Source organism: Methylophaga sp. UBA2012, from assembly GCF_002335235.1.
Classification (GTDB): Bacteria; Pseudomonadota; Gammaproteobacteria; order Nitrosococcales; family Methylophagaceae; genus Methylophaga; species Methylophaga thalassica.
In genome coordinates this window covers 103529-125527 of the sequence record NZ_DDCG01000009.1, presented here as the reverse complement: position 1 = coordinate 125527, position 21999 = coordinate 103529, and the positions used below count along the sequence as shown (strand labels likewise).

General features: G+C 41.3%; 14 protein-coding genes and 1 riboswitch. Of the genes, 2 read left to right on the top strand and 12 right to left on the bottom strand.

Translation table 11 applies throughout. The features are described from left to right. Window positions 1-10: 10 nt before the first annotated feature. The 3 genes from B2248_RS07505 to B2248_RS07495 are packed head-to-tail and all read right to left on the bottom strand — an operon-like array spanning window position 11 to window position 3296. Entirely contained in the window at window positions 11-256 is a 246-nt protein-coding gene (locus B2248_RS07505; RefSeq protein ID WP_273180402.1) for a cysteine-rich CWC family protein, read from the bottom strand. Next, window positions 246-2333 carry an EAL domain-containing protein gene (locus B2248_RS07500; RefSeq protein WP_273180401.1) on the bottom strand — a complete coding sequence of 696 codons (2088 nt, stop codon included), beginning with the start codon at window positions 2331-2333 and terminating at the stop codon, window positions 246-248. The genes B2248_RS07505 and B2248_RS07500 overlap by 11 nt, the downstream gene beginning before the upstream one ends. 42 nt (window positions 2334-2375) lie before the next feature. Beyond that, the gene (locus tag B2248_RS07495; RefSeq protein ID WP_273180400.1) at window positions 2376-3296 is read right to left on the bottom strand and encodes a GGDEF domain-containing response regulator; all 921 of its coding nucleotides are present in this window, start codon (window positions 3294-3296) and stop codon (window positions 2376-2378) included. Between the two features lie 191 nt (window positions 3297-3487). Between B2248_RS07495 and B2248_RS07490 the strand changes: the two genes are divergently transcribed. Then, entirely contained in the window at window positions 3488-4792 is a 1305-nt protein-coding gene (locus B2248_RS07490) for an ABC transporter substrate-binding protein (protein WP_273180399.1), read from the top strand. Then, window positions 4789-7524 carry an ATP-binding protein gene (locus tag B2248_RS07485; protein WP_273180397.1) on the top strand — a complete coding sequence of 912 codons (2736 nt, stop codon included), beginning with the start codon at window positions 4789-4791 and terminating at the stop codon, window positions 7522-7524. The genes B2248_RS07490 and B2248_RS07485 overlap by 4 nt, the downstream gene beginning before the upstream one ends. Here B2248_RS07485 and B2248_RS07480 read toward each other — a convergent pair. The 9 genes from B2248_RS07480 to B2248_RS07440 all read right to left on the bottom strand — a co-directional run bounded on the left by B2248_RS07480 (window position 7521) and on the right by B2248_RS07440 (window position 21961). Then, complete coding sequence (locus tag B2248_RS07480) at window positions 7521-9290, bottom strand: ATP-binding response regulator (protein ID WP_273180395.1); 1770 nt, start codon at window positions 9288-9290, stop codon at window positions 7521-7523. The two genes, B2248_RS07485 and B2248_RS07480, sit on opposite strands and share 4 nt — an antisense overlap. Continuing rightward, complete coding sequence (locus tag B2248_RS07475; RefSeq protein ID WP_273180394.1) at window positions 9290-9907, bottom strand: response regulator transcription factor; 618 nt, start codon at window positions 9905-9907, stop codon at window positions 9290-9292. The genes B2248_RS07480 and B2248_RS07475 overlap by 1 nt, the downstream gene beginning before the upstream one ends. Window positions 9908-10028: 121 nt before the next feature. Beyond that, the gene (locus B2248_RS07470) at window positions 10029-13367 is read right to left on the bottom strand and encodes a beta strand repeat-containing protein (protein ID WP_273180392.1); all 3339 of its coding nucleotides are present in this window, start codon (window positions 13365-13367) and stop codon (window positions 10029-10031) included. Between the two features lie 18 nt (window positions 13368-13385). Further along, window positions 13386-13467, bottom strand: a riboswitch (cyclic di-GMP riboswitch). Window positions 13468-13596: 129 nt separating this feature from the next. Further along, window positions 13597-13893, bottom strand: a complete 297-nt coding sequence (locus B2248_RS07465; protein ID WP_273180390.1) for a hypothetical protein — start codon at window positions 13891-13893, stop codon at window positions 13597-13599. Window positions 13894-13970: 77 nt separating this feature from the next. After that, window positions 13971-15125, bottom strand: coding sequence for a cysteine desulfurase family protein (locus tag B2248_RS07460; RefSeq protein ID WP_273180388.1), 1155 nt, complete (start codon window positions 15123-15125; stop codon window positions 13971-13973). Between the two features lie 238 nt (window positions 15126-15363). Beyond that, entirely contained in the window at window positions 15364-16785 is a 1422-nt protein-coding gene (locus tag B2248_RS07455; protein WP_273180387.1) for an efflux transporter outer membrane subunit, read from the bottom strand. Between the two features lie 12 nt (window positions 16786-16797). Beyond that, window positions 16798-19983 carry an efflux RND transporter permease subunit gene (locus B2248_RS07450; RefSeq protein WP_273180385.1) on the bottom strand — a complete coding sequence of 1062 codons (3186 nt, stop codon included), beginning with the start codon at window positions 19981-19983 and terminating at the stop codon, window positions 16798-16800. Window positions 19984-20011: 28 nt separating this feature from the next. Then, window positions 20012-21169: an efflux RND transporter periplasmic adaptor subunit gene (locus B2248_RS07445; protein WP_273180384.1), complete on the bottom strand. Its 1158-nt coding sequence runs from the start codon at window positions 21167-21169 to the stop codon at window positions 20012-20014. A gap of 180 nt (window positions 21170-21349) precedes the next feature. Continuing rightward, the gene (locus B2248_RS07440; RefSeq protein ID WP_273180382.1) at window positions 21350-21961 is read right to left on the bottom strand and encodes a TetR/AcrR family transcriptional regulator; all 612 of its coding nucleotides are present in this window, start codon (window positions 21959-21961) and stop codon (window positions 21350-21352) included. Between the last annotated feature and the right edge of the window lie 38 nt (window positions 21962-21999).

The following is a 21999-nucleotide window of genomic DNA, read 5'->3' as shown; positions in this document are numbered from 1 at the left end:
TTTATTTTATTTAAGTAATCTGAATGGATGGATTCAGGGTGTGTGGTTCTAGTGCTTGCTTTGCAACACACTGCTGACAAACGCAGGCTTTACCTCTGTACTTAGCGGGCACACTATCTAATAGGTTCTGGCTAAATACCCTGTCCGGCTGATGACACCAACAATCAGCCGGATTATCTGCCGCTGATAGATTGCCACATGCATTAGGGCCGCCACATAACGGGCATAAAAGAGAATCAGAGGCTTCAGCTGTCATCTGTCACTAATTTCAACCACTCATCACGTGGCATGGGTTTGTAAAAATAATAGCCCTGAATTAAGTCACACGATTTTGAACGAAGATAGTTTGCTTGTGTGATTGTTTCAACGCCTTCTGCGACAACCTTAAGTTTCATGGCTTTAGCCATTGATATCACCGTATCAACAATCGGGTATTCCCCTTCTTCCGAATTGATTTTATCAACAAATGATTTATCAATTTTTAGTTCATCTATGGGTAATTGACTCAGATAACTTAGGTTAGACTGCCCCGTACCAAAGTCATCGATAGCAATACCAAAACCGGTTGTTTTCAGTGCATGGATAACAGAAGTTAACAGGTTAATATTCTCTGCCATGACCGATTCTGTGATCTCAAATATAATTTGTCGGGGAGAAATATTATGCTGTTTACATATGGCTTCAAAGGTTTCAACCAACTTGGGATCAGCAAGTTGACGAATACTTAAGTTCACGGATATTTTTTTGTCAAAACCAGCGACTTGTTGGCGGAGAGTTTTGATCATCGCACAGACTTGTTTAAGGACATAATACCCAACATCTACTATCACACCTGTGCTTTCCGCTACACCAATAAAGTCTAATAGTCTGAGAGGTTCAGAGTTCAAATTATTCCAGCGTAATAATGCTTCAGCTGAATCTATCTCATCCGATGCATTGATTTTGGGTTGATAGACTACACTGAGCTTAGAGTAATCCAGTCCACTCAACATGGACTGTGCCAGTGCAGCCACTTTTACAGTTCTTCCATAGTTGGTATTTTCTACAAAAATAAGCTCACCGGATTTGCCAGCTTGTTTATAATTTTTTAGTGCATCTTCCAGCATGGGTAATATGGCACCATTTTTTACGATGTCACTTTCAAAGAAAGACATCACTGCACTGATAGATAATTTATGTTTGAGTTGCTGACTAAGTGAGTCTAGCAAGATAGAAAAGGCATCTTGAAAAGCTTCTTTCATACTGGAGTAGTTAATCTTTTCAATAGGTTGGATTGATTTGATAATAAATAAATCACCGCCCACACGATATATTCTTACGGGTAGTACTTGCATCAATTTCTTGAGTTCATTTGCAACCGCTATCAGCAATTGATTGCAATGAGCATGGCCATAAACAGCATTGAGTTCATTAAATCTGTCTATATCTAGCAGACAGCCAATATAACGTGCATTGTTACTTTTCTTACCATAGGTTTTTTCTAAATCAAGTTCCAACGCCTCTCTTGAGTAAACCCCTGTTAGCGAATCATATAATGCGGCTTTTAATAGTCGAGCTTGTGTTAATTTCTTCTCAAATTGATCGCGAATAACGTATAGGAAGTGATAATCCTGTCCGTTTTTATGTAGGGACACCCCAAGTTCGACTTCAATAATTTGACCGTCTTGTTTTTTCAACTCCATTTGTTTGAATATTGGGGTGAAGTCGTTCTGAATCGTTGCTGTTGAAGGTTCTTTGTGATGCGGAAGTTGCTCAGCAGGAATAATATCTCGGATATTTTTATTCGTTAAATCATTACAAGCAAACAAAGCCTGACTATAGTCGTTCGCCAGCTTAATATTGCCTTCAACATCCGTGATGATGATTGCCTCAGTTATCATGCTTAACAGATGTACAAACTGATTTTTTAATTGTTCCAATTGAGATTGTGTTTTTGATTGGATGATAGTAGTGATGTTGCTACGGTTGTTCAGCATTGAGCCAATCTTTTTTTCCAGTAAATGTTTGTTTACCGGTTTACTAATGAAATCGACTGCACCGCTGGATAATGATTTGAGATGATTATCAAATTCACCATGTGCAGTAACGATGATAACGTTGATATGTCGAAGCTGTTCATTGTTACTGAGTTCAGTTAAAACATTGAAACCATCAATATCAGGTAGGCCGATATCTAATAAGATAATATCTGGCATGATATCTTTGGCTGTAGCTATTGCACTTGCACCTGAGTTGGCAACATAGATATCACCTAGATTTTTTAGAACGGTAGATAATTCCAGAATAATAATCGGGTCATCATCAACAATTAAGATTTTCCTTTCCAATCCCATACTGTTTACTCATCCTTAACGTGTCACAGATTAGCCGTATGTTTATTTATTATTGTCAACATCAGAATAAGGGGCCACTTTAAAGTTGTTTCTCCCTTGGTTTTTGACTTCATACAACAGATCATCCGCCTTTTTTATAAATTCATTAATGTTGTGTTTTGCATCTCGCTTATTGATGACCACGCAACCAAAACTCATCGTCACATTGATGGATATACCGTTATAACTGTATTGGGAAGAAGAAATAGCCTGTCTCATTCTGTTCAGAATGATACTTGCTTCAGTTTCAGTCGCCTCACAATAAACTAAGAATTCTTCACCACCAAACCTGGCAGCAGTCTCAAAAGGCCGAATACTGTTACGCATACGATTAGAGACATCGTTTAATACGCGATCACCAATTTGATGACCGTAGGTATCGTTAATGTTTTTAAAGAAATCAATATCCGCAATGATCAGACAATGGCTAACCGGTTTATCCGACCGGGCTAATCTGGCAAGGTGAATTTCACATGCCTTGATAGCAGCTCGTCTGTTTAATAAGCCGGTAAGTTCATCAGTATCTGCCAGTGACAAAAGTTTCTTTTGCATAGCAACAATGCGTGCGCCCACTTTAAGCCTGGCGATAAATACAGCACCATGAATAGGCTTTTCAACAAAATCGTCTGCCCCCACTTCTAATGCTGTTTGTTCAATTTGCCCTAGAGAATTGGAAGTAACCATAATGATATATGGGGTTATCGTTAAATTCAGTGCTCTGATTTTCTGACATAATTCTAGACCATTAACTTCTGGCATCATCCAGTCAACAACAATAATGTCTGGTGTCGTATCTCTTTTGGAGGTAATTTCAAGCGCTTTTGTTGCGTTATTGACTGTGATGGCATTCATCCCTGCCTTTTCCACAAAGCTAATAGTAATCAAGCAGTCAATATCATTATCGTCCACAATTAATACGTGCATGTACCTTTGTTTCCATGGCAGTTACAATTCTTATCAAGTCTCCACTTCTATGTCTTAACTATCAAGCCTTGATGTTCATTTTTTTGTAAATTGGTATAGGATAATGCTCTACCAATATTAATTTCTCATTTGACCGTCGCACGTGTCGATACAATAAAAATAGACGTCTATTAAGACTCAAGGGAAATGCAATGAATAATCCAGAAATCTCCCTCAATCGAATAGAGGAAAACATCTCGGCCGATAGACGTTCTTTTATAAAAAAGTCAGGCTTATTAGCAGGTATGTCGGTTTTATCAAGCAAAGCCCCGTTCGTCTTTGCCAAGACAAAACCAACCTTACGCGTGATGGGTACGCATGTCACTTTACAAGAAGAAATTCGTCAGCAGGCGATGGCCGACCTCGGTATTGATATTGTTTTTGAGCCTGGTGGCGAAGCTGAGCTTATTCAAAAAGCCTCTACACAGCCTGGCTCATTCGACATTTATGAACAATGGACAGATAGTATTCGTCAGCTTTGGCAGGCTTCAGTGATTCAACCTATTGAAACTGAAAGACTAACGTATTGGAATGAAATAAACGCCTTATCAAAAACAGGAAAAATTACGCCTGAAGCAAAGATTAGTCTGGGAGATTCACCCCATAAAATTTTGAACGTACAAGATGATGGCAGTCTGGGACAAACGTTCACCGGCAAGATTAGTTTTGTACCTTATGTTCATAATGTGGATTCATTTGGCTACAACACAAATGAAGTAAAAAAAGGCATTCCTTATGAAACGGAAAGCTGGGCCTGGTTATTAGACGAACAATATCGCGGTAAAGTCGCCATAGTTAACTCTCCTACGATTGGTATATTTGATTTAGCACTGGCGGCAGATAGCAAAGGTTTAATTCATTTCAATGATATGAGCGATATGAGCCAGTCCGAGATTGATGGATTGTTTTCTATTTTGCAGGATTACAAAAAACAACACCATTTCGCAGGTTTCTGGAATTCAGTGCCTCAGTCAATTGACTATATGCGTCACCGACGAGTGCATTTGGAAAGCATGTTCTCTCCTGCTGTTTACGCACTCAATGGTGAAGGTATTCCGATCACTTATGCGGCCCCCAGGGAGGGTTACCGTGCATGGCATGGCGTGATGTGTTTATCCAGTGAGTGTCAAGGCCATGTTAAAGATGCCGCTTATGATTATATGAACTGGTGGCTGAGTGGATGGGCTGGAGCCTATGTTGCTCGACAAGGTTATTACATTTCAACCCCAGAACGCTCAAGGCCATTATTGGATGAAAATGAATGGGGTTATTGGTATGAAGGTAAAGAAACCACTGCCCCTCTGAAAGGTACAGATGGTAGGGTTTCGGTACATGCTGGCGATACCCGTACGGGAGGTTCTTATACCAAAAGGTTAAGCAATATCGCTATCTGGAATACCGTAATGCCAAATTACGATTATTCGCTACAAAAATGGTATGAGTTTTTACTGGCATGAGTAAATGGCATCAATCTACATTCATGAGCCAGCTACCGATACGTAAGCGTGTCTTTATTGGTTTTGCTAGTCTCGCATTGATTTGTTTGTTTATTGTCATTGTCAATTTATTTTCACTGACAAACGTTGAAAAATTATTCAATGACTACACAAAGTCTATTTCTTATACGCGACTGATGTCAGAAGTCGAAGCAGATATTATTGAGCTGAATCGAAAAATATTAGTATTTCGCATCACTGATAATCAGTCATCCATTACAGATATTCAACGGCTATTAAAAAGCTTAAAAACAAGTATCCAGAGTCTTTCTGCTTCATCAGAATCTAGTCAAGACTCAGCATTGATCTATCCAAAATTTATAGCATCACTTGAAAATCTTTATGAGAAAACAGCTAAATTGAATGATGAACGCATGGTATTAAAACAGTTGCATATTCAGTTAGAGCAACAATTCAGTAATGTCTACGACATGCTGGATACCATGACAAAACAACATAAAAAGTCTCAAGAAGTGATTTTATTGTATGACATACGCTCTTCGATCGCTTTTGCTCAAAATCAAACCATTCAGTATTTTCAAAGCCGAACCAATAAAACACGGTTGAATTTCATCGACAGATTTAATCAAACAAAGGTAGATATCGAAGCCTACTCAGAGAGAGCAACAGTCACCGAAAAAGAAAAAAAATTAATCATCAATCTCAATAAACAACTTGATACGATAAAAAATACCTTCTTTCGCACCATTCAGGCAGATCGTAATTTTGTTTTTCTGGTTAATGTTGTCATTGCCGGGGAAGCCTCAGAATTAAAAAGCCTGTCAATGCAATTAAAAGATTATTCACTTGATAGGCAAACGACGCTTTTTAGCAGCACAAATACTAATCTCAAACTGTATAAGTTTATTGCATTCATCGGTTCCTTTTTTCTAATGATTATTGCCATACTGATCTCCAGTAGAGTCAGTCGTGCAATCACTGTCCCTATCTCTAATATCAGCAATACATTTGAAGATATCAGTTCTGGCCGAGAGACATTAGCTATTCCAGGTATTGATCGACAAGATGAAATAGGCAAGCTAGCCCGTTCAGCGACGTTATTTAAACAAAGTGCAGATGAGACAAAACGCCTTTTAAAAGAAACGAAAGAGTTGGCAGAAAAGTTAAGTTTAAGAGAGGTTGAACTTGAATTATCTGCAAAACAGGCGAATTCAGCCGCCGATGCAAAAAGTGCTTTTCTGGCAAATATGAGCCATGAAATAAGAACGCCAATGAACGGCATTCTGGGCATGATTAATCTGCTAAGCGATACAAATCTCACTGAAAAGCAACATCAGTTTGCCCACAATATCAAAACCAGTGCTGAATCACTGATGCGGATAATTAATGATATCTTGGATTATTCAAAAATTGAGTCTGGCAAGCTTTCCATTGAAGAAACGTCATTTAATCTTGAAAAACTGATTTCAGATATTGGCAGAGTAGTTGAACCCAACGCACATAACAAAGGCCTCCAGGTACTCTGCCCTGCAAATGCGATCGAAAATGTCCTGATTATTTCTGATCCTATTCGGCTGAGACAGATCTTGCTCAACCTGCTATCAAATGCCATCAAATTTACCGAACAAGGTTCGGTGGAACTTAATGTCAATATCACAGCAATAGATGACAACACTTTTAGCATTGATTTTTCGGTAAAAGATACAGGTATTGGCATATCTGAAAATGAACTGACAAGTCTGTTTGAGCGATTTAGCCAGATTGACTCAGCTTCAACCAGAAAAGCGGGTGGCACAGGTCTCGGTTTAGCCATTAGTGCTGAACTGGTTAGTATGCTGGGTGGGCAGCTCGCCGTTGAATCTACGGTAGGTGAAGGCAGTCACTTCTATTTCACCATTAATGTAAAAAATGATCTGGTATTACCACCACGTGTACTGCTCTCTAAATTCACACAGTTTTTTGTTTATACCAGCAATGAAAAATTGAGCCTTTATCTGGAAAGCTTATTTTCTAAATGGGGAAGCCCTTTACACAGCACCTCATCATTATTATTGATTGAAACAACGGTACGAGAACAAGACACAGACGTGGTGCTATTAGTAGATAGTGCCATATTAAATCACATCAACGAAAACAAACTCAAACAACTGAAGTCCCAAAATATTAAAATTATTTTGTTAGCATCTCTGGCGGATGACTTGAGTCGCTCATTGATAGGTGATCTGTCAGATAAAACAGTTATCAAACCTATCAGTGCATCAGAGTTATTTAATGCGAGTCGGCTTTTATCAGAACAGTTTATCGGGCAACACGAACTTAATACGAATAATCAGTCTGACACTTCATCACTGCCATCCTTTTCATCAAGTGTCGTTCTTCTGGTCGAAGACGATGAAATTAACCAGATGGTTGCGAGTGGCATCTTAGCAAAATATGGCATTACTGCAGATATTGCTGAAAATGGTGAAGTCGCTTTAAATAAACTACGTGAAAAGCACTACGATATTGTGTTTATGGATTGTATGATGCCAGTCATGGATGGGTTTACTGCTACAAAGCAACTCCGTGAAGGTAAGGTGGGAGATATTAATCACTCCACGCCTGTGATTGCGCTAACAGCCGATGTGATGGAAGGTGTGAGAGAAAAGTGTCTTGCCGCCGGCATGTCTGACTATATAACGAAACCGATTATGCCTGATACCCTGTTAGATATACTCAAAAAATGGCTTTAACGCTGGAGTATCTTTTCCATTAATAAGCGTAACTGAACCGGTTTGATAGGTTTCTGTAATCGTAAAAAGCCATGGTGTTTAATCTCATTAATCACCGCCTCACTGGTATCGCCGGTGATAATAATGGCGGATGTTTTTCCTATAATAGATTCAATATAGGAAACAAAGGCGCAACCGTTGTAATCACCAGGCATTCGGTAATCGACCAGCAGAAAATCGGGTTTTTCACCATCTTTAATGGCTTCAATCGCCGTTGCCGTCGATGTAAAAGCACGACAATCACATCCCCAGCTATTGAGTAACGCGGTCATCGCCTCAACGATACTGAGCTCATTATCAACAATCATGACGTTAAGATTTTCTAGTTTGTTTTGACGTGATGATAATTTAGGTGTTGTTGAACCTTCAGCATTATCTTGTTCATCACTCAAAGGCAGACATAAAATAACTTCCGTACCTTTGTTGACCTGCGAATTAATCTGGATTGGGTGTTCCAGCAGGTTCATAATTCTCCGTACTATCGCCAGGCCCAGACCTAAGCCCTTTTGTCGATTTCTTTCTGGATTATGCAATTGAACAAACTCATCAAAAATATCATTAAGCGATGCTTTAGGAATGCCAATGCCCGTGTCAGCAATGTGTAACTGGATATGCGTTTTATCTTTTTCAGAAAAGAATAGTTCCACTCCCCCCTGCTTTGTATAACGTATGGCATTCACTAGAAGGTTGGTGATGACCCGTTCAAGCAGCAGTGGGTCACTAAATACCGTGTAAGGCGTTTTATCGATATGAAGACTGAGCTGGTATCTGCTCGCATCATGCTGAAATGGCGGTTCTATTTTTTCTAACAAGCTGCTGATATCGAAGCTGACTTTATTGGCATGCACGATATCGGCATCTAGACGGGACATGTCCAATAATACGTCCAATAACTCATTTAGCGACTGAAGGCCCTGTTGAATATTCCCTATATCTTGTTGTTGAGATGGCGATGTCAGTTTTTGGCTGAGAAGCTCTGTAAATAAATTAACCGCGTGTAAAGGTTGACGAAGATCATGACTGGCGGAAGCTAAAAAACGTGATTTATCACGATTGGCTTTGTCAGCGACTTCTTTTTGTTCTTGTAAATCTTTAATAAGATCCAAGTTCTCATATTGTAATTTCAATGACTGGATAATGACTTTGTAAAGATTCAGACAAAAAGCAAATGTGGCGGCCAGATAAACAATAGCACCAAACCCCATCCAGTTATAAAAACGCTCGTCCTGGAGCAGCATAATCAAACTGAGAGGTAACATGGTAGGCAGAGAAAAGGCAGCATAAGCAATAGGTCTGGCAGAGAGCGAAGCCAAGCTGCCTGCCAGCATGCACACTAATGTCAAAATAACAAAGGCGATATTAGAAATTTGTGCTGCATCAAAGAATAAAATGCCTGCACTCCCCCATATGCAACCAGACAGACATGCCAATAGCACTTGGATCTTACCGTAATGAAATATCGTTTCCGTATCTGCGTGGGTCGTATCTAGACTTTTATAATGCCACCACCTCACCATAATCAATAAATACAGCACACTAAACCAGCCAATAGCGCTGAGCGAATAGGCTGTATTTTGCATCACCAATGTCATGGGTATCGCGCCAAGTGCATTACCGATAAGGGTGGCGGGACAATTACGATGAGCAATCAGAATTTTTTCAATATCTATCTTTTGTTGATATCGCCCCAGATCAGTAGACGATTGTTGGTTAGTAAATCGAAACATTAATCCAAACCAAGTTGGTGAGCTTTTTTACCGGCTTCGCTACGGCTTTGTGTACCCAATGCTTGAAAAATGGCACTGACGTGTGATTTCACGGTTGGCATGCTTATCGAGAGCTGTTCAGCAATCGCCTGATTTGAGAATCCCTGTCTCATCAGCCTTAACACTTCAAGCTGACGCTGGGTAAGATTGTGCTGACTCGCCCACTGCTCTGCTTTTGGTTTTAGCTTGTCCATGTCACTGTCTGGAAACACTTTCTGACCCAACATCACTTGCTCGATGGTCTGAAGAATGGTCTCTCCTGATGACGACTTAGGAATAAAACTCATAGCACCGAGGTTAAAGGCAGTATCAATATCTATCGGATCAGATGAAGCTGAAACAATAATAATCGGCACCAGAGATGATGAATCCGATAAAGACTGTAGCAACTGAAAGCCATCCATGATCGGCAAACGTAGATCAATTAAGGCCACGTCATATTGTCCCGAACTTAATTTATCAAAAGCCGCTTTGCCGTTATTGACAGTATCAATGATATCGATGTTATCAGCCTTGCTGAGTAAGGCTGATAAGCCATCTAAAAATAACTGATGGTCATCAACTAGTAATAGTTTCACGTCTGAGCCTGCCTTTTATTATTTTTATAGGTCATTATTCATAAAATTGAAAAATCAGCCTAGTTTAAATGAAAAAAAGCCGTCATTAACGACGGCTTTTTCATCGCGTTTCACATTGACTTTAACGTTGGCTCACACGACGACGTATACCAATGAATCCCATCAGTGCTGGTGCAAACAAGAAAATGGCTGCTGGTACGGGTACCGCACTGACACTTTCAGTAATCACCAGATTGGCAAAGGTATCACCGAAGATCACATCAAAATCAAACCCACTCATCAGCGGCAGAATGATGTTATCAAAACTGCCGACTAAGCTGCTGAAGGTCATGAAATTAAAGATCCCTGTTTTAAGCTCTGAACCGATAAAGTCAAAACTCAACACACCCGCCAGTGTCGCCACGCCATTTACAGCAAATACATCCGTGCTATTACCATCAAACTCGATATTCATTACACCAAATGTACCTTGGGTGTAATTGCCATTCACCGTCAGTTTACCGATAGAGTTACCTGGGGTCAGGCTGGCATAATCGCTATAGCTGGTGCCGTTCACTAACACATTGCTATTAATCACGCCGTGACCGTTCAAGTTACCGCCATTAATGTTGACGTTCTTTTGGTTCATGCTGCCATTTACTGTGGTGCTGCCAGCGGTTTGAATAAACTCACCACTGCCAGACACAATGTGGCCATCCGTCGTAATAAATTGACCAGAGTTGGTGATGATGCCGTTATTTTTCAATGTCCCTTGGTTGGATAAGACACCTGCATTCTCAATCGTTGCTTGGTTGTTGATCTCACCAAAGTTAGTGAAGTTACCGCTACTTTTATTGCTTATCTTTGAGGTATTCGATAGCGAACCAGTGGAGGCATTGGTCAGTTTTCCTTCATTGGAGAGGCTATTTTTATTATACAAAAGCCAGTGATTATTAAACTCACCGGTGTTAGTGATGACACCGTTATTCTCCATGGCCAGAGTATTGAACTCACCGGCATTAGCAAATGTGTTGTTGTTATAAAACTCCCCGGTATTATTAAAAAGCGCACCCGCGTTATTCGTTATGCGACCTGCATTGGTGAGTCTATTATCGCTAATGAATCGACCGCTATTATTGATTTGGCCGGATGAAGCCACATTGAGATCACCTGAGGCTGAGTTAGTCAGCTGACCGCTATTGCTCAGTAAACCCTCTACGTTGAACTCATCGTTATTATTGAGCACGCCGATATTATTGAGTGTTGCACCGACTTTATTTTTTAAGACAGAGGCATTAGTCAGTGTGCCAGCATTCTCAACGGTGCCGCTATTTACAAACACGCCAGTATTAACAATATTGCCTCCAGCTTTGTTTGTGATGGTAGCGGAGTTATTCAGCGTACTGCTGTCATTATTATTTATCACGCCAGTATTGGTAATGGTGTTTTCATTATCCAGCAGCCAATAACTTGTCAGCGTGCCGGCATTGGCAATAGTCCCCGTATTTTGAAGGCCGACAGAGTTAATTGCCCCTTCACTATTCAAGGTGCCATTGTTTAAAAACTCTTCCGTGTTATTGATTGTGCCGTTAACCGCATTATTGATAACACCATAATTTATCAGCCGAGCCTCATTTGACAGCATTCCCCGATTTGTCATCGTGCCCGTACTGGACAGTGTCATCTCAGCCGAACCAGTATTACTGATGTAATTATAGTTAGTTAACTGGCCACTGGTTGAAAACGCACCGGTATTATTTATTTGCCGGTTATTAATCAAGGCGCCATTATTCGCTAAGGTACCTGAGTTATTCAGCGTGCCATCGTTCGTTAAAGTGCCCGAAGCACTGTTGGTGAGTAAGGTTTCATTATCAAGCTGACTGTAATAGCTCATATTAAACTCACCTTCATTGGTGATGTTCGAGGGTGAATTTTTCTGATTGAGTAATTTGCCCTTCAGGTTAAGGGTGCCATCAGATTTATTGATGAGGGTATTAACGTTAGTAAACTCTGCATAGTCATCAATCAAAAACTGGCTGTAATTATTTACTGTGGCGCTGTTAACAAATTTACCCTGATCAATAAATTGGCCGTGATTATTGATATCGCCATAATTTGCCATAGTGGAATATAAAGTGGAGGTAAATGTGCCCTTATTGTTCAGCACACCGCCATTGGCAAATACACCGCTGTTGAGAAATTGCCCGTTTTCGTTGTTATTTAAAGTGCCAGCATTAGCAAATTGACCACTATCTGAGTTAATCAAGCTACCCGCATTGTTGAGTGTGCCGGTTTCGTTATTTCTGATAATGCCGTGATTGGTTAAGGTGCCACCGGCCTGATTGCTGAGTATGCCATTGTTATTCAAACTTGCTGTTGTATGGTTAACAAAACTGGCCATATTAGCGTTGTTGAATCTGCCAGTTTGCTGATTGTTGAAAGTTGCGTGATTATTTACGATACCATTTGCTTGATTATTGAAGGCAGAAGCGTTAGTAAATTGAGCACCACTGTTATTATTAACTACTCCGTTGTTATTGAACGTGGCATCCTTCTCATTAGACATCGTGGCATTGTTGTTGATTGTGCCAGTATTCTCTAGCTTACCCTTTTTATACTCGTTACCAAGGTAAGTATAGCCAGCTCTATTTACGAAATTGCCATCATTTGTAATTAAACCTGTATTCGTAAATTTATAAAATGTGGTGAATGAATGACTGGTGTTATTGTTTAGTTGACCTGAGTTAAGGAATATACCCTCATTTTCTACGCTAGAGTCATTTTGAAAAACACCTTCATTTTTAAAAGATGAACCGATTCTATTATGAAGAAATCTATTATTCTGAAATATGCCTGAGGCTCTGTTTTCAACTTGGCCATAACTGTTATTAAAAAACAATCCCGTATTTTCGTATAGACCAGCGTTTGTAATCTTTCCGTAATTTTTCATCGTAGGCAGCGATGTACCGTTATTTGTTACCACCCCATCTTGGTCAATGAATATATTGCCACTGTTACGATGCTCACCGGTCATTTCCCATCTACCATTGGTAGAGATATAACCGCCACTAGAATTCTCAAGGTAATGAGACTTAAAGACCGAGTTACTGCCATTTTGGATAGCCGCTTTATTCTGAATCTCGCCTCTATAACTATCAAAGGTGGCATTATTCTCGATTAAGTGCTCATTGCTTATCCAACCCCGGTTATCGATTAAGCCATTATTAATTACAGTGCCAGAAGTCATATTGACAAAACTATTACCACCACCCGATTTAAATAGATTGCCACCTGCTGTAATAGTTATTTTACTCGCGTTTTTATATCCATCTAAGCCGATATAACCATCGCTGACGGTGATGGGGGATGTGTTTGTACCATGGAGTCCTGTGACAGCATGCACAACTGACGGTGCCAGTAAAAATGAGCTGCACAGCAACGTAGTAGAGAGCGACAGAAACTGTCGTTGTTTATTTATCATCACTCGGATTCCTTGCGTTTGTGCAACCCAGCCACCTTGTTAAACAACAAGGCCTGTGGCTTTCCGTCCCTGATTCACACCAAGTTTGGCCGATTAAATAACACGCCGATCATAATGAAATGGGGTTGTAGCGACTATCAGCCAAAAGTATGATTTTGTGAGAAAAATAAATAAGCAATAAAAAAAGGGAGTCACTGACTCCCTTCTAAATATGATGTGATAAGAGAAATTAACTTTCTTTCTTATCTTTGCAGGATGGGCGTTTATCGCCCTTATGTTTTTTATGGGCGGCTTTGGCTTCTTCCTTAGTCACCTGACCATCGCCATTAGCATCCATCTTTTCAAATCGTTTTAATGCTGCTGCTGTCGCTTCCTCTTTTGTAATCACACCATCACCATTGGTGTCGATATGAGCGAAATATCCTTTTTTATCATGTTTAGCCATATCGTCAGTTGATGCTGGTTCAGCGAATGTCACTGTGCTCATTGCCATCGCGGCTAATACTGAAAAAAGTGCTGTTTTCATCATTAATCCCTCTTGTATTGGTTGGGATTTTTAGACTACGCCAGAGGAAGTTAAGGATCGGTTATCACTTCAAAAAGTCACACTTTGTTTTGAATACTCGCTTTTATATAGTCGATGGCCTGGCTTATTTGTTGTTCATCTGAAAAACGTCCCAGACTGATGCGTAAGGATGATCCTGCTTCTTCATCCGTCAACCCAATCGCTTTTAATACATGTGAAAGCAAGACCATTTCGCTGTTACAGGCAGAGCCTGTAGAAGCACAGACATTCGGCTGGAGTTTTTCTAATAGCTTATTCGCATCACAACCGATGAATTGCACATTGATATTGCCGGGATGACAATGACTTTGTGTGCCATTTAATTTAAATGGAATATGCGTCGCTTGCAGTTGCTGTAGAAACAAACGTTTCAAATGCGTTAATTGTTCACGGTGAGTTTTTGCTTCTTGTTTTGTGATACGCATCGCTTCAGCAAAACCAACACAGAGAGGCGTGGCCAGGGTGCCTGAACGCATACCAAACTGTTGCCCTCCTCCCTGAATAAATGGTGGTAACTCGGCCTGCAGATCATTTTTGATAAATATCGCGCCAATACCTTTTGGGCCATACACTTTATGTGCAGACAAACTCAGCATATCGACATTCCAGTCTTTCACGTCAATATCCATCGCTTCCGGTGCTTGAGCCGCATCACAATGAAACAGCGCACCTGCCGCATGTGCCATTTCAGCAAAGGTTTTGACATCCTGAATGGTGCCAATCTCATTATTGACCGCCATAATGCAGACCAGCAATGTCTGATCAGACAATAATGATTGATAAGCGTCTACATTAATCAGCCCGGTATTATCGACTGGAATTTCTTTGACTTTGTAACCTAGTTTTGCGGCATAAAAATAGGCGGCATTTTTAATACATTTGTGTTCAATTTCACTGATAAGAATGTCACGACGTTCAGTAGTATTGCCAAATATCACACTGGCAATCGCCTGATTGTTCGACTCAGTCGCACCCGAAGTAAAAATAACCTCTTCACTTGAGGCATTAATGCACTTTTCAATCGTGCTACGCGCAGTCTCAACCGCTGCCGCAGATTGCTGACCAAGCACATGGGCCGTAGAGTGTGGATTGGCAAAAATCTCATGATTGTAGGGTGCCATCGCGCTAACAACGCGAGGCTCTATCGGCGTGGTCGCCTGATAGTCTAGGTAAATTGAACTACCGATTTGCATTGACTGCTCCAAACAAGATCAAACTTACTGTTTGAGGTAAGTTATGACTAGAACATAAGCATGCTATTTATGCTGCCTAGTACATTATCAGAATAAGAATGTGATTAATTATAGGTGTTAAATCCCGAATATAAATACTGAATGTTAAAAATGTTCTGGAATCATTCCATATACTCAGTCATAACACCTATATAGGTTTAGAGCTGACAAAATAGTTATTCATCATATTTAATGACGACTATTTATCAATTCTCCAGCCTTTACCAAGCGATTTATAAATACTGATTAACTTTACTGCAGACTGTGTTTCGCTGACGGCAAGCGAATCTTCCGACTTGAGTCGTGTTCGTTGACTATCCAATACCGGTAAGAAGTCAGTATCCCCTAGCTCAAAACGCTGTGTGGCAATTGACTCGGCCTGCGTTGAGGTCCGTGCGGCATCTTGAAGGCGTTCGCGACGCTGTTCTTCACGGGCAAAATCACTTATGGCGGTTTTTGTTTCTTCAAGTGCCTTCAGCACTGTCAACTGGTAATTAGCCAATGCTGCCTGACTCTTGGCATCATTTTGTTTGATGCGTGCTTGAATACGACCAGTATCAAAAACACCCCAACTTAAACTGGGACCAATGGCACTGGCAATGGCGGAACTGCTACCGAAGGTAGATAAATTCGTCGCGATAAACCCCAGTGAACCGACAATATTTACCGCTGGAAACTGATCCGCTACCGCCAAATTATAGTTTGCTGTGGCGGCTGTCAGTCGCTTCTCAGCAGCTATAATATCGGGGCGTTCTCGAAGCAATTCAGCGGCATTTCCTATATTCACAGCCATCGGCAAACTGGGGATCGGCTTGCTCATAGCAAGTTGCTCGCTTAGGCGCTCAGGATTCTGTCCTGTTAATACCGATAAACGATTAATGGCTGCTGTTGCTGTTGCTTCACGCGACGGAATTTCTGCCAGTGTCAATGATAGCTGTGTTTCAGCTTGTGCAATGTCCAGGCGACTTGCTATACCACCCCGTGTCAGATTTTTTGTCAGCTCAAGCGTATCTTGTTGCACATCAGCATTTCGTTCAGCGATGTTGACTCTGTATTGTGCTCCACGTAATTCAATATAGGTTTTTGCCACTTCGGCCGCTATCGACACTTGCAGACTTTTTAGCTCCTCTTGCAACGCATCACTTTCGGCATCACTGGCTTTAATCCTGTTACTCACACGATCAAACAGATCCAGTTCCCAACTGGCATCAAAGCCAAGACTATAACTATTGTTACTACGTTTTCCAGAAGACGGCGTAGCCGTCTCTTGACTACGCCTTTCACGAGTGTAATCGGCATTCAGATCAGCAGAAGGCAACCTGTCATAGCCCACTTCTGTGGCTATCGCTCGTGCTGCCATTAAATTAGCGTAGCCAATCTTGATATCTAAATTATTTTGTAGCGCTTGCTCAACCAACTCACTTAAAATTGGATCATCGAAATGTTGCCACCACCTCACGATAGGTTTTGCATTCGACAGACGATCATTTCCGTCAGTAATCGATAGCAGATCATTGGCGGCTAAATCTGCTGATACTTGCGGTTTATCATTTTCCCGGAAACTTGCTGAGCATGCTGTCATGCTGATAATTAACAGCATGGTGCTTATATTTTTTAGCATTGTATTTCCCCCCTATTCCTGAGCCACAGACGCAGTTTCGGCCTGTGTCTTTTTGCTCAATTTATCGGCTAATTGACGCATCACCACATAAAACACCGGGGTAAAGATCAGACTGAAAATAGTGACACCGAGCATGCCAAAAAAGACCGATGTTCCTAGTGCATTTCTCAGTTCAGCACCGGCACCGGTAGCCGTCATTAGTGGAACAACGCCTAAAATAAATGCAAATGAGGTCATCAAAATAGGACGTAATCGTTGTTTCGCCGCCATCACCGCCGCTTCTATCGCCGTATTGCCCTCTAGTTCGTGTTGTCGTGAAAACTCAACAATCAGGATGGCATTTTTGGCTGCCAAACCTATCAACACCACTAAGCCAATCTGCGAGAAGATATTGGCATCCATGCCAACCAGCATCAGCCCGCCTAAAGCCGATAGAAGTGTCATTGGCACAATCAACATGACGGCAATGGGTAAAGACCAGCTTTCATACTGTGAAGCCAGGACCAAAAAGGCAAAGATGGCACCCAGCACAAACAACATGACGCCGCCCTTAGCAATTTGCTGTTGATATGACAGATCTGTCCATTCAATGCCAAAGCCTGAAGGCAAGGTATCATCCGCGATTTTCTGCACCAGTTTTAAGCTGTCAGCTGAACTGATCCCCGGTTTTGCCGCACCTATAATTTCCGCGGTGTTAAACAAGTTATAACGCGGTACACGGTCGGGGGCTGTTTGTGGGCGAATAGTACCCAATGTGCCAAGAGATACCATCTGTCCATCCGCTGAACGTGTTTTAAGATTAGCAATTTGTTCAGGATCTAATCGATAGCGACTGTCCGCTTGTGCCCTAACTTGAAATGTTCTCCCCATCAGGTTGAAATCATTGACATAAACACTGCCAAGATAAACTTCCAATGTTTCAAAGACATTAGATATAGGCACATTCAGCATCTCCGCCTGATCTCTATCTAGGTCAAAGAAAAATTCAGGCGCACCAGCACTGTATGGCGAAAAGCCGAATAACATATCAGGGCTGGAATTAATCGCTTTTAGCAGGGCTTTATTCGCATTATTCAGCGCTTCGCTGCCTTGGTCTTCATAATCTTGTAGACGTAATGAGAAACCACCACTTGAACCAATACCTCTTACGGTCGGAGGTGGAATCACCGTAATTTGAGCATCAACAATTTTGTTAAGACGAGCCTGAAGATCCGTCATAATACTATTCAGATCTCGACCTGATTTAAGCCGTTCCTCATAAGGATAAAACTGTGCAAAAACGGTTGATGATGAGCTTTTATTGGTGCCCGTAGGCCCGTCAAAACCGGCGAAGGTATGGGCATATTGTATGCCCGGCACCTTAACAGCTTCTTCAGCTACCCGCAGTGTGACTTCAGTAGTACGCGACAGGGATGAACCCGGTGGCAACTGCACTGGTACGATTAAATACCCTTGATCGGAAGCAGGTACAAAACCTTTGGGAATGATGGCCGCCACATAAAAAGCCGCCACAATTAATCCGGCATAAACCAGCATCACCCACGGACGAAGAGAAATCAGCTTATTGGCCAATGTGGCATAGCTTTCCGACATCCGATCAAAGCCAGAATTAAAGCCATGTATCGATCTAGATAATAAACCTGATTTTGTTGGTTTTTTATCTGGGTTAGTCGCTAATAAGATGCCCGATAAAGCGGGTGTTAACGTCAGTGAATTAAATAATGAAATAAGCGTTGCCACCGCTACAGCAACACCGAACTGTCGATAAAATTGACCGGAGAAACCTTCAATAAGCATGGTCGGTATAAAGACGGATACCAGTACCAGTGAAGTGGCAATCAAGGCTAGAGACACCTCTTTCATGGTGACTCTTGAAGCCTGTTTAGCCGACATACCCTCATGGATACGTCTTTCGACGTTTTCCACCACAATGATGGCATCGTCGACCACGATCCCCACAGCCAGAACGATACCAAACAACGTTAATAGATTAATTGAGTAACCTAATACCGTCAGCGCCAAAAAGGTGCCCACTAAAGAGACTGGAATGGCAACAACGGGAATAATGGTTGCCCGTGGTTTTTGTAAAAACACTAACACCACCAACACAACCAAGATTAAGGCTTCGTAAATGGTATGGACTAAGTTATCAATGGCTTTAACCACAAAGAAATCCGTTGGGTTATAGGTGATGATATATTCCATGCCACTTGGGAAATCTTTTGAAAGATCAGCCATCATGGCTTTGACTTTCTCTGAGGTTTCAATAGCGTTGGTACCAGGTTGTTGTGTCAGCAACATCACCACAATCGGATCGCCATTTAGGAAGGCATTTGTGGTGTATTCCTGAGCGCCAATTTCAATTCTGGCAACATCGTTCAGCTTGACGATTCGTGCATCATCACCGCGTTTAATGATGATATTTTCAAACTGAGAAATTTCTTCTAACCGCCCTTGTAATGTAATAATCGGTTGAAAAGCACGATCAGTATCAACGGGCGGTTGAGCAAGCTGACCACCTGCTACTTGAATGTTTTGCTCACGAATTGCATCAACAACCTCACCTGCTGTCAGGTTCAGATTTGACATGCGATCTGGATCGAGCCAGATACGCATGGTGTAGTCGCGTTGACCCAACATATTAATTGAGCCTACGCCAGGCAAACGGATCAGTCGGTCACGAATATTTTGAAGTGTGTAATTAGACAAAAATAATTGGTCACGGCTCTGATCGGGTGAGCGCATGTGGACGGCCATAAGAAAATCAGGCGAATTCTTACGTACAGATATCCCTGTTCTGCGCACTTCTTCAGGTAAACGTGGCTCTGCTAAGGCAACCCGGTTTTGCACCAAGACTTGTGCCATATCAATGTCGGTACCAATTTCAAAGGTGACGGTCAGATTCATCCGTCCATCATTTGTTGCTTGTGAATACATGTAGAGCATACCGTCTACGCCATTGACCTCTTGTTCAATAGGTGTGGAGACGGTTTTAGCAATCGTTTCTGCACTAGCGCCCGGATAAGTAGCGGTAACAGTAACCGTGGGTGGCACCACTTCCGGAAATAGCGAGATCGGTAAACGCAGCATCGCTACGATACCCATAATTAAAATGGCGACGGACAAAGACACCGCAAAGATGGGTCTATCAACAAAAAAGGCGCCAAAGCTTTTATTGTCGTTATGTTGTTCTGACATAGAGGGATTTCTCTTGAAAAGTCGTTAATTAAGGGTTCAGAGCAAGCTCAGATTGAATAGCTACTTTGCTGCCGACCGCGACGTGATGAAGACCACCACTAATGACTCGCTCATCGCCGTTTAGCCCTTTCCGGATAACACGCAATCCATTCGCTATAGGGCCAACTTCTACGTGTCGACTTTCGACAATATCCTCATCATTGACGACATAGACGACATAATCGGTTTGCTCTAACACCAGGGCTTTTTCAGGAATAAGGATTGTTTGTGGGTTTTCCTGCTTAGCCAGTTCAACTCGTGCAAACAAGCCAGGTGTGAACTTGCCTTGATTATTATCAACGACAGCACGTAATCGAATTGATCCCGTTTGTTGGTCAATGCTATTGGACACAAAATTGATTTTGGCATCATATTTTGTGTCTGTATCGCCTTGAATTGATAACCTGACTGACGATGAATGGACATCATTGAAGCTCTTTGTTTCGTTATTTGTCAGGTTTAGAAAGGTATTCTGGTCAACATCAAAGATCACATAGATCGGATCAAGTGACACGATATTGGTCAGAGGGCTGGCATTTTCATCATCACCTCGAATCAAGTTACCTATATCGACATTATGTTGGTCAATTTTGCCGGTGATTGGGGCGGTAATCTGTGTGAAATCTAAATCCAGCTCAGCTCTGGCTAGGCGTGATTTGGCAGCCGATAATTGTGCTTCTGCCTGTTTTACCCTGGCTTTATCTTCGTCCACACGTTGTTTAGAAACGGCATGTGTTTTGTACAGTTCAATAGAGCGCGTGGAATCCGTTTTAGCCAATGCTAACGTAGCTTCTCGTTCTTCAACGGTGGCTTTTGCAATGGATACTTCGGCTTTAAATGGACGAGGATCAATAGAAAATAACAAATCCCCCTTGTTGACGATATCACCATCTTTGAAGTGGATTTTTTCTAAATAGCCAGAAACACGTGAACGAATATCCACATTGTTTACAGCGACAAATCGCCCTGCATACTGTTGCCATTCAGTAATATTTTCAATGGCAGGATGGCTGACGATTACGGTTGGAAACTGCTGATTTTGTGTGACTTCTTGTTGTTTATCGGCATAGGCAAAGTGATAGGCACTGAATGAACCAAGGCCAATCAAAGCTACCGCTATGCCGATAGAAATAGTATTTCGTTTCATCCTCATCCCTACTCTTTAATAATTGAATCTGTATATGTAATGGTCATCTGTTCTACAAAGTAATTGACTGGTTGGTTTGTAAATTAATTTGAGTTGACCGGTTGGTTTGTTTAAATAACTAAATAAAACCGCAATTAAGCGGTCAATGGATATGGCTATTTGTAACAGTTCGCCAGTGAATTAGTGCATGTCTTTAACATTCAAAATACGAAACACACCGTTTTTTAGATCACGTTTTAATGGATCAAGCGAGTTATGTATTCTCGCCAGAATAACTTGTCCCGTTATATAACAATAAAGCTCAGCAGCTAAGCATTCTATATCAGTAGATTTTGGCAACTGACCTTGCGCTACCATATCGCGAATAGCTGATGCGTAGTAATCTTCATAGCGCTTCAAGATACTATCTACTTTTTCACGTATATCTTGATCCTGCCCTGCCATTTCACTACCCAAGGTGGCGTAAGGGCAACCGCAAACCTGTTGATAGGTTATTGAGATGTCGGACTGTTTTTCAATAATGTGTTCAACGAGTTCTTCAAAACGTTTTATCGGTGGTAATGACTGCGAGAAAATTCTTTCGTAGTCTTGTTTCGAGTTCTCGAAATGATCTTCCATTGACGCCAAAGCTAAGTCAGCTTTCGACTTAAAATAGTGATAAAAGCTGCCTTTTTTTACCTCTGCTGCTTTGCAGATATCATCCACACTGACCGAACCATAACTATTTTTCCATATGAGTTCTGATGCTGTGCTGATTAATTTTTGCTTTGTATCTGTAGCTGGACGTCCCATACAACACCGTTGTTAAATTACGTTTGCATTAAATCAAT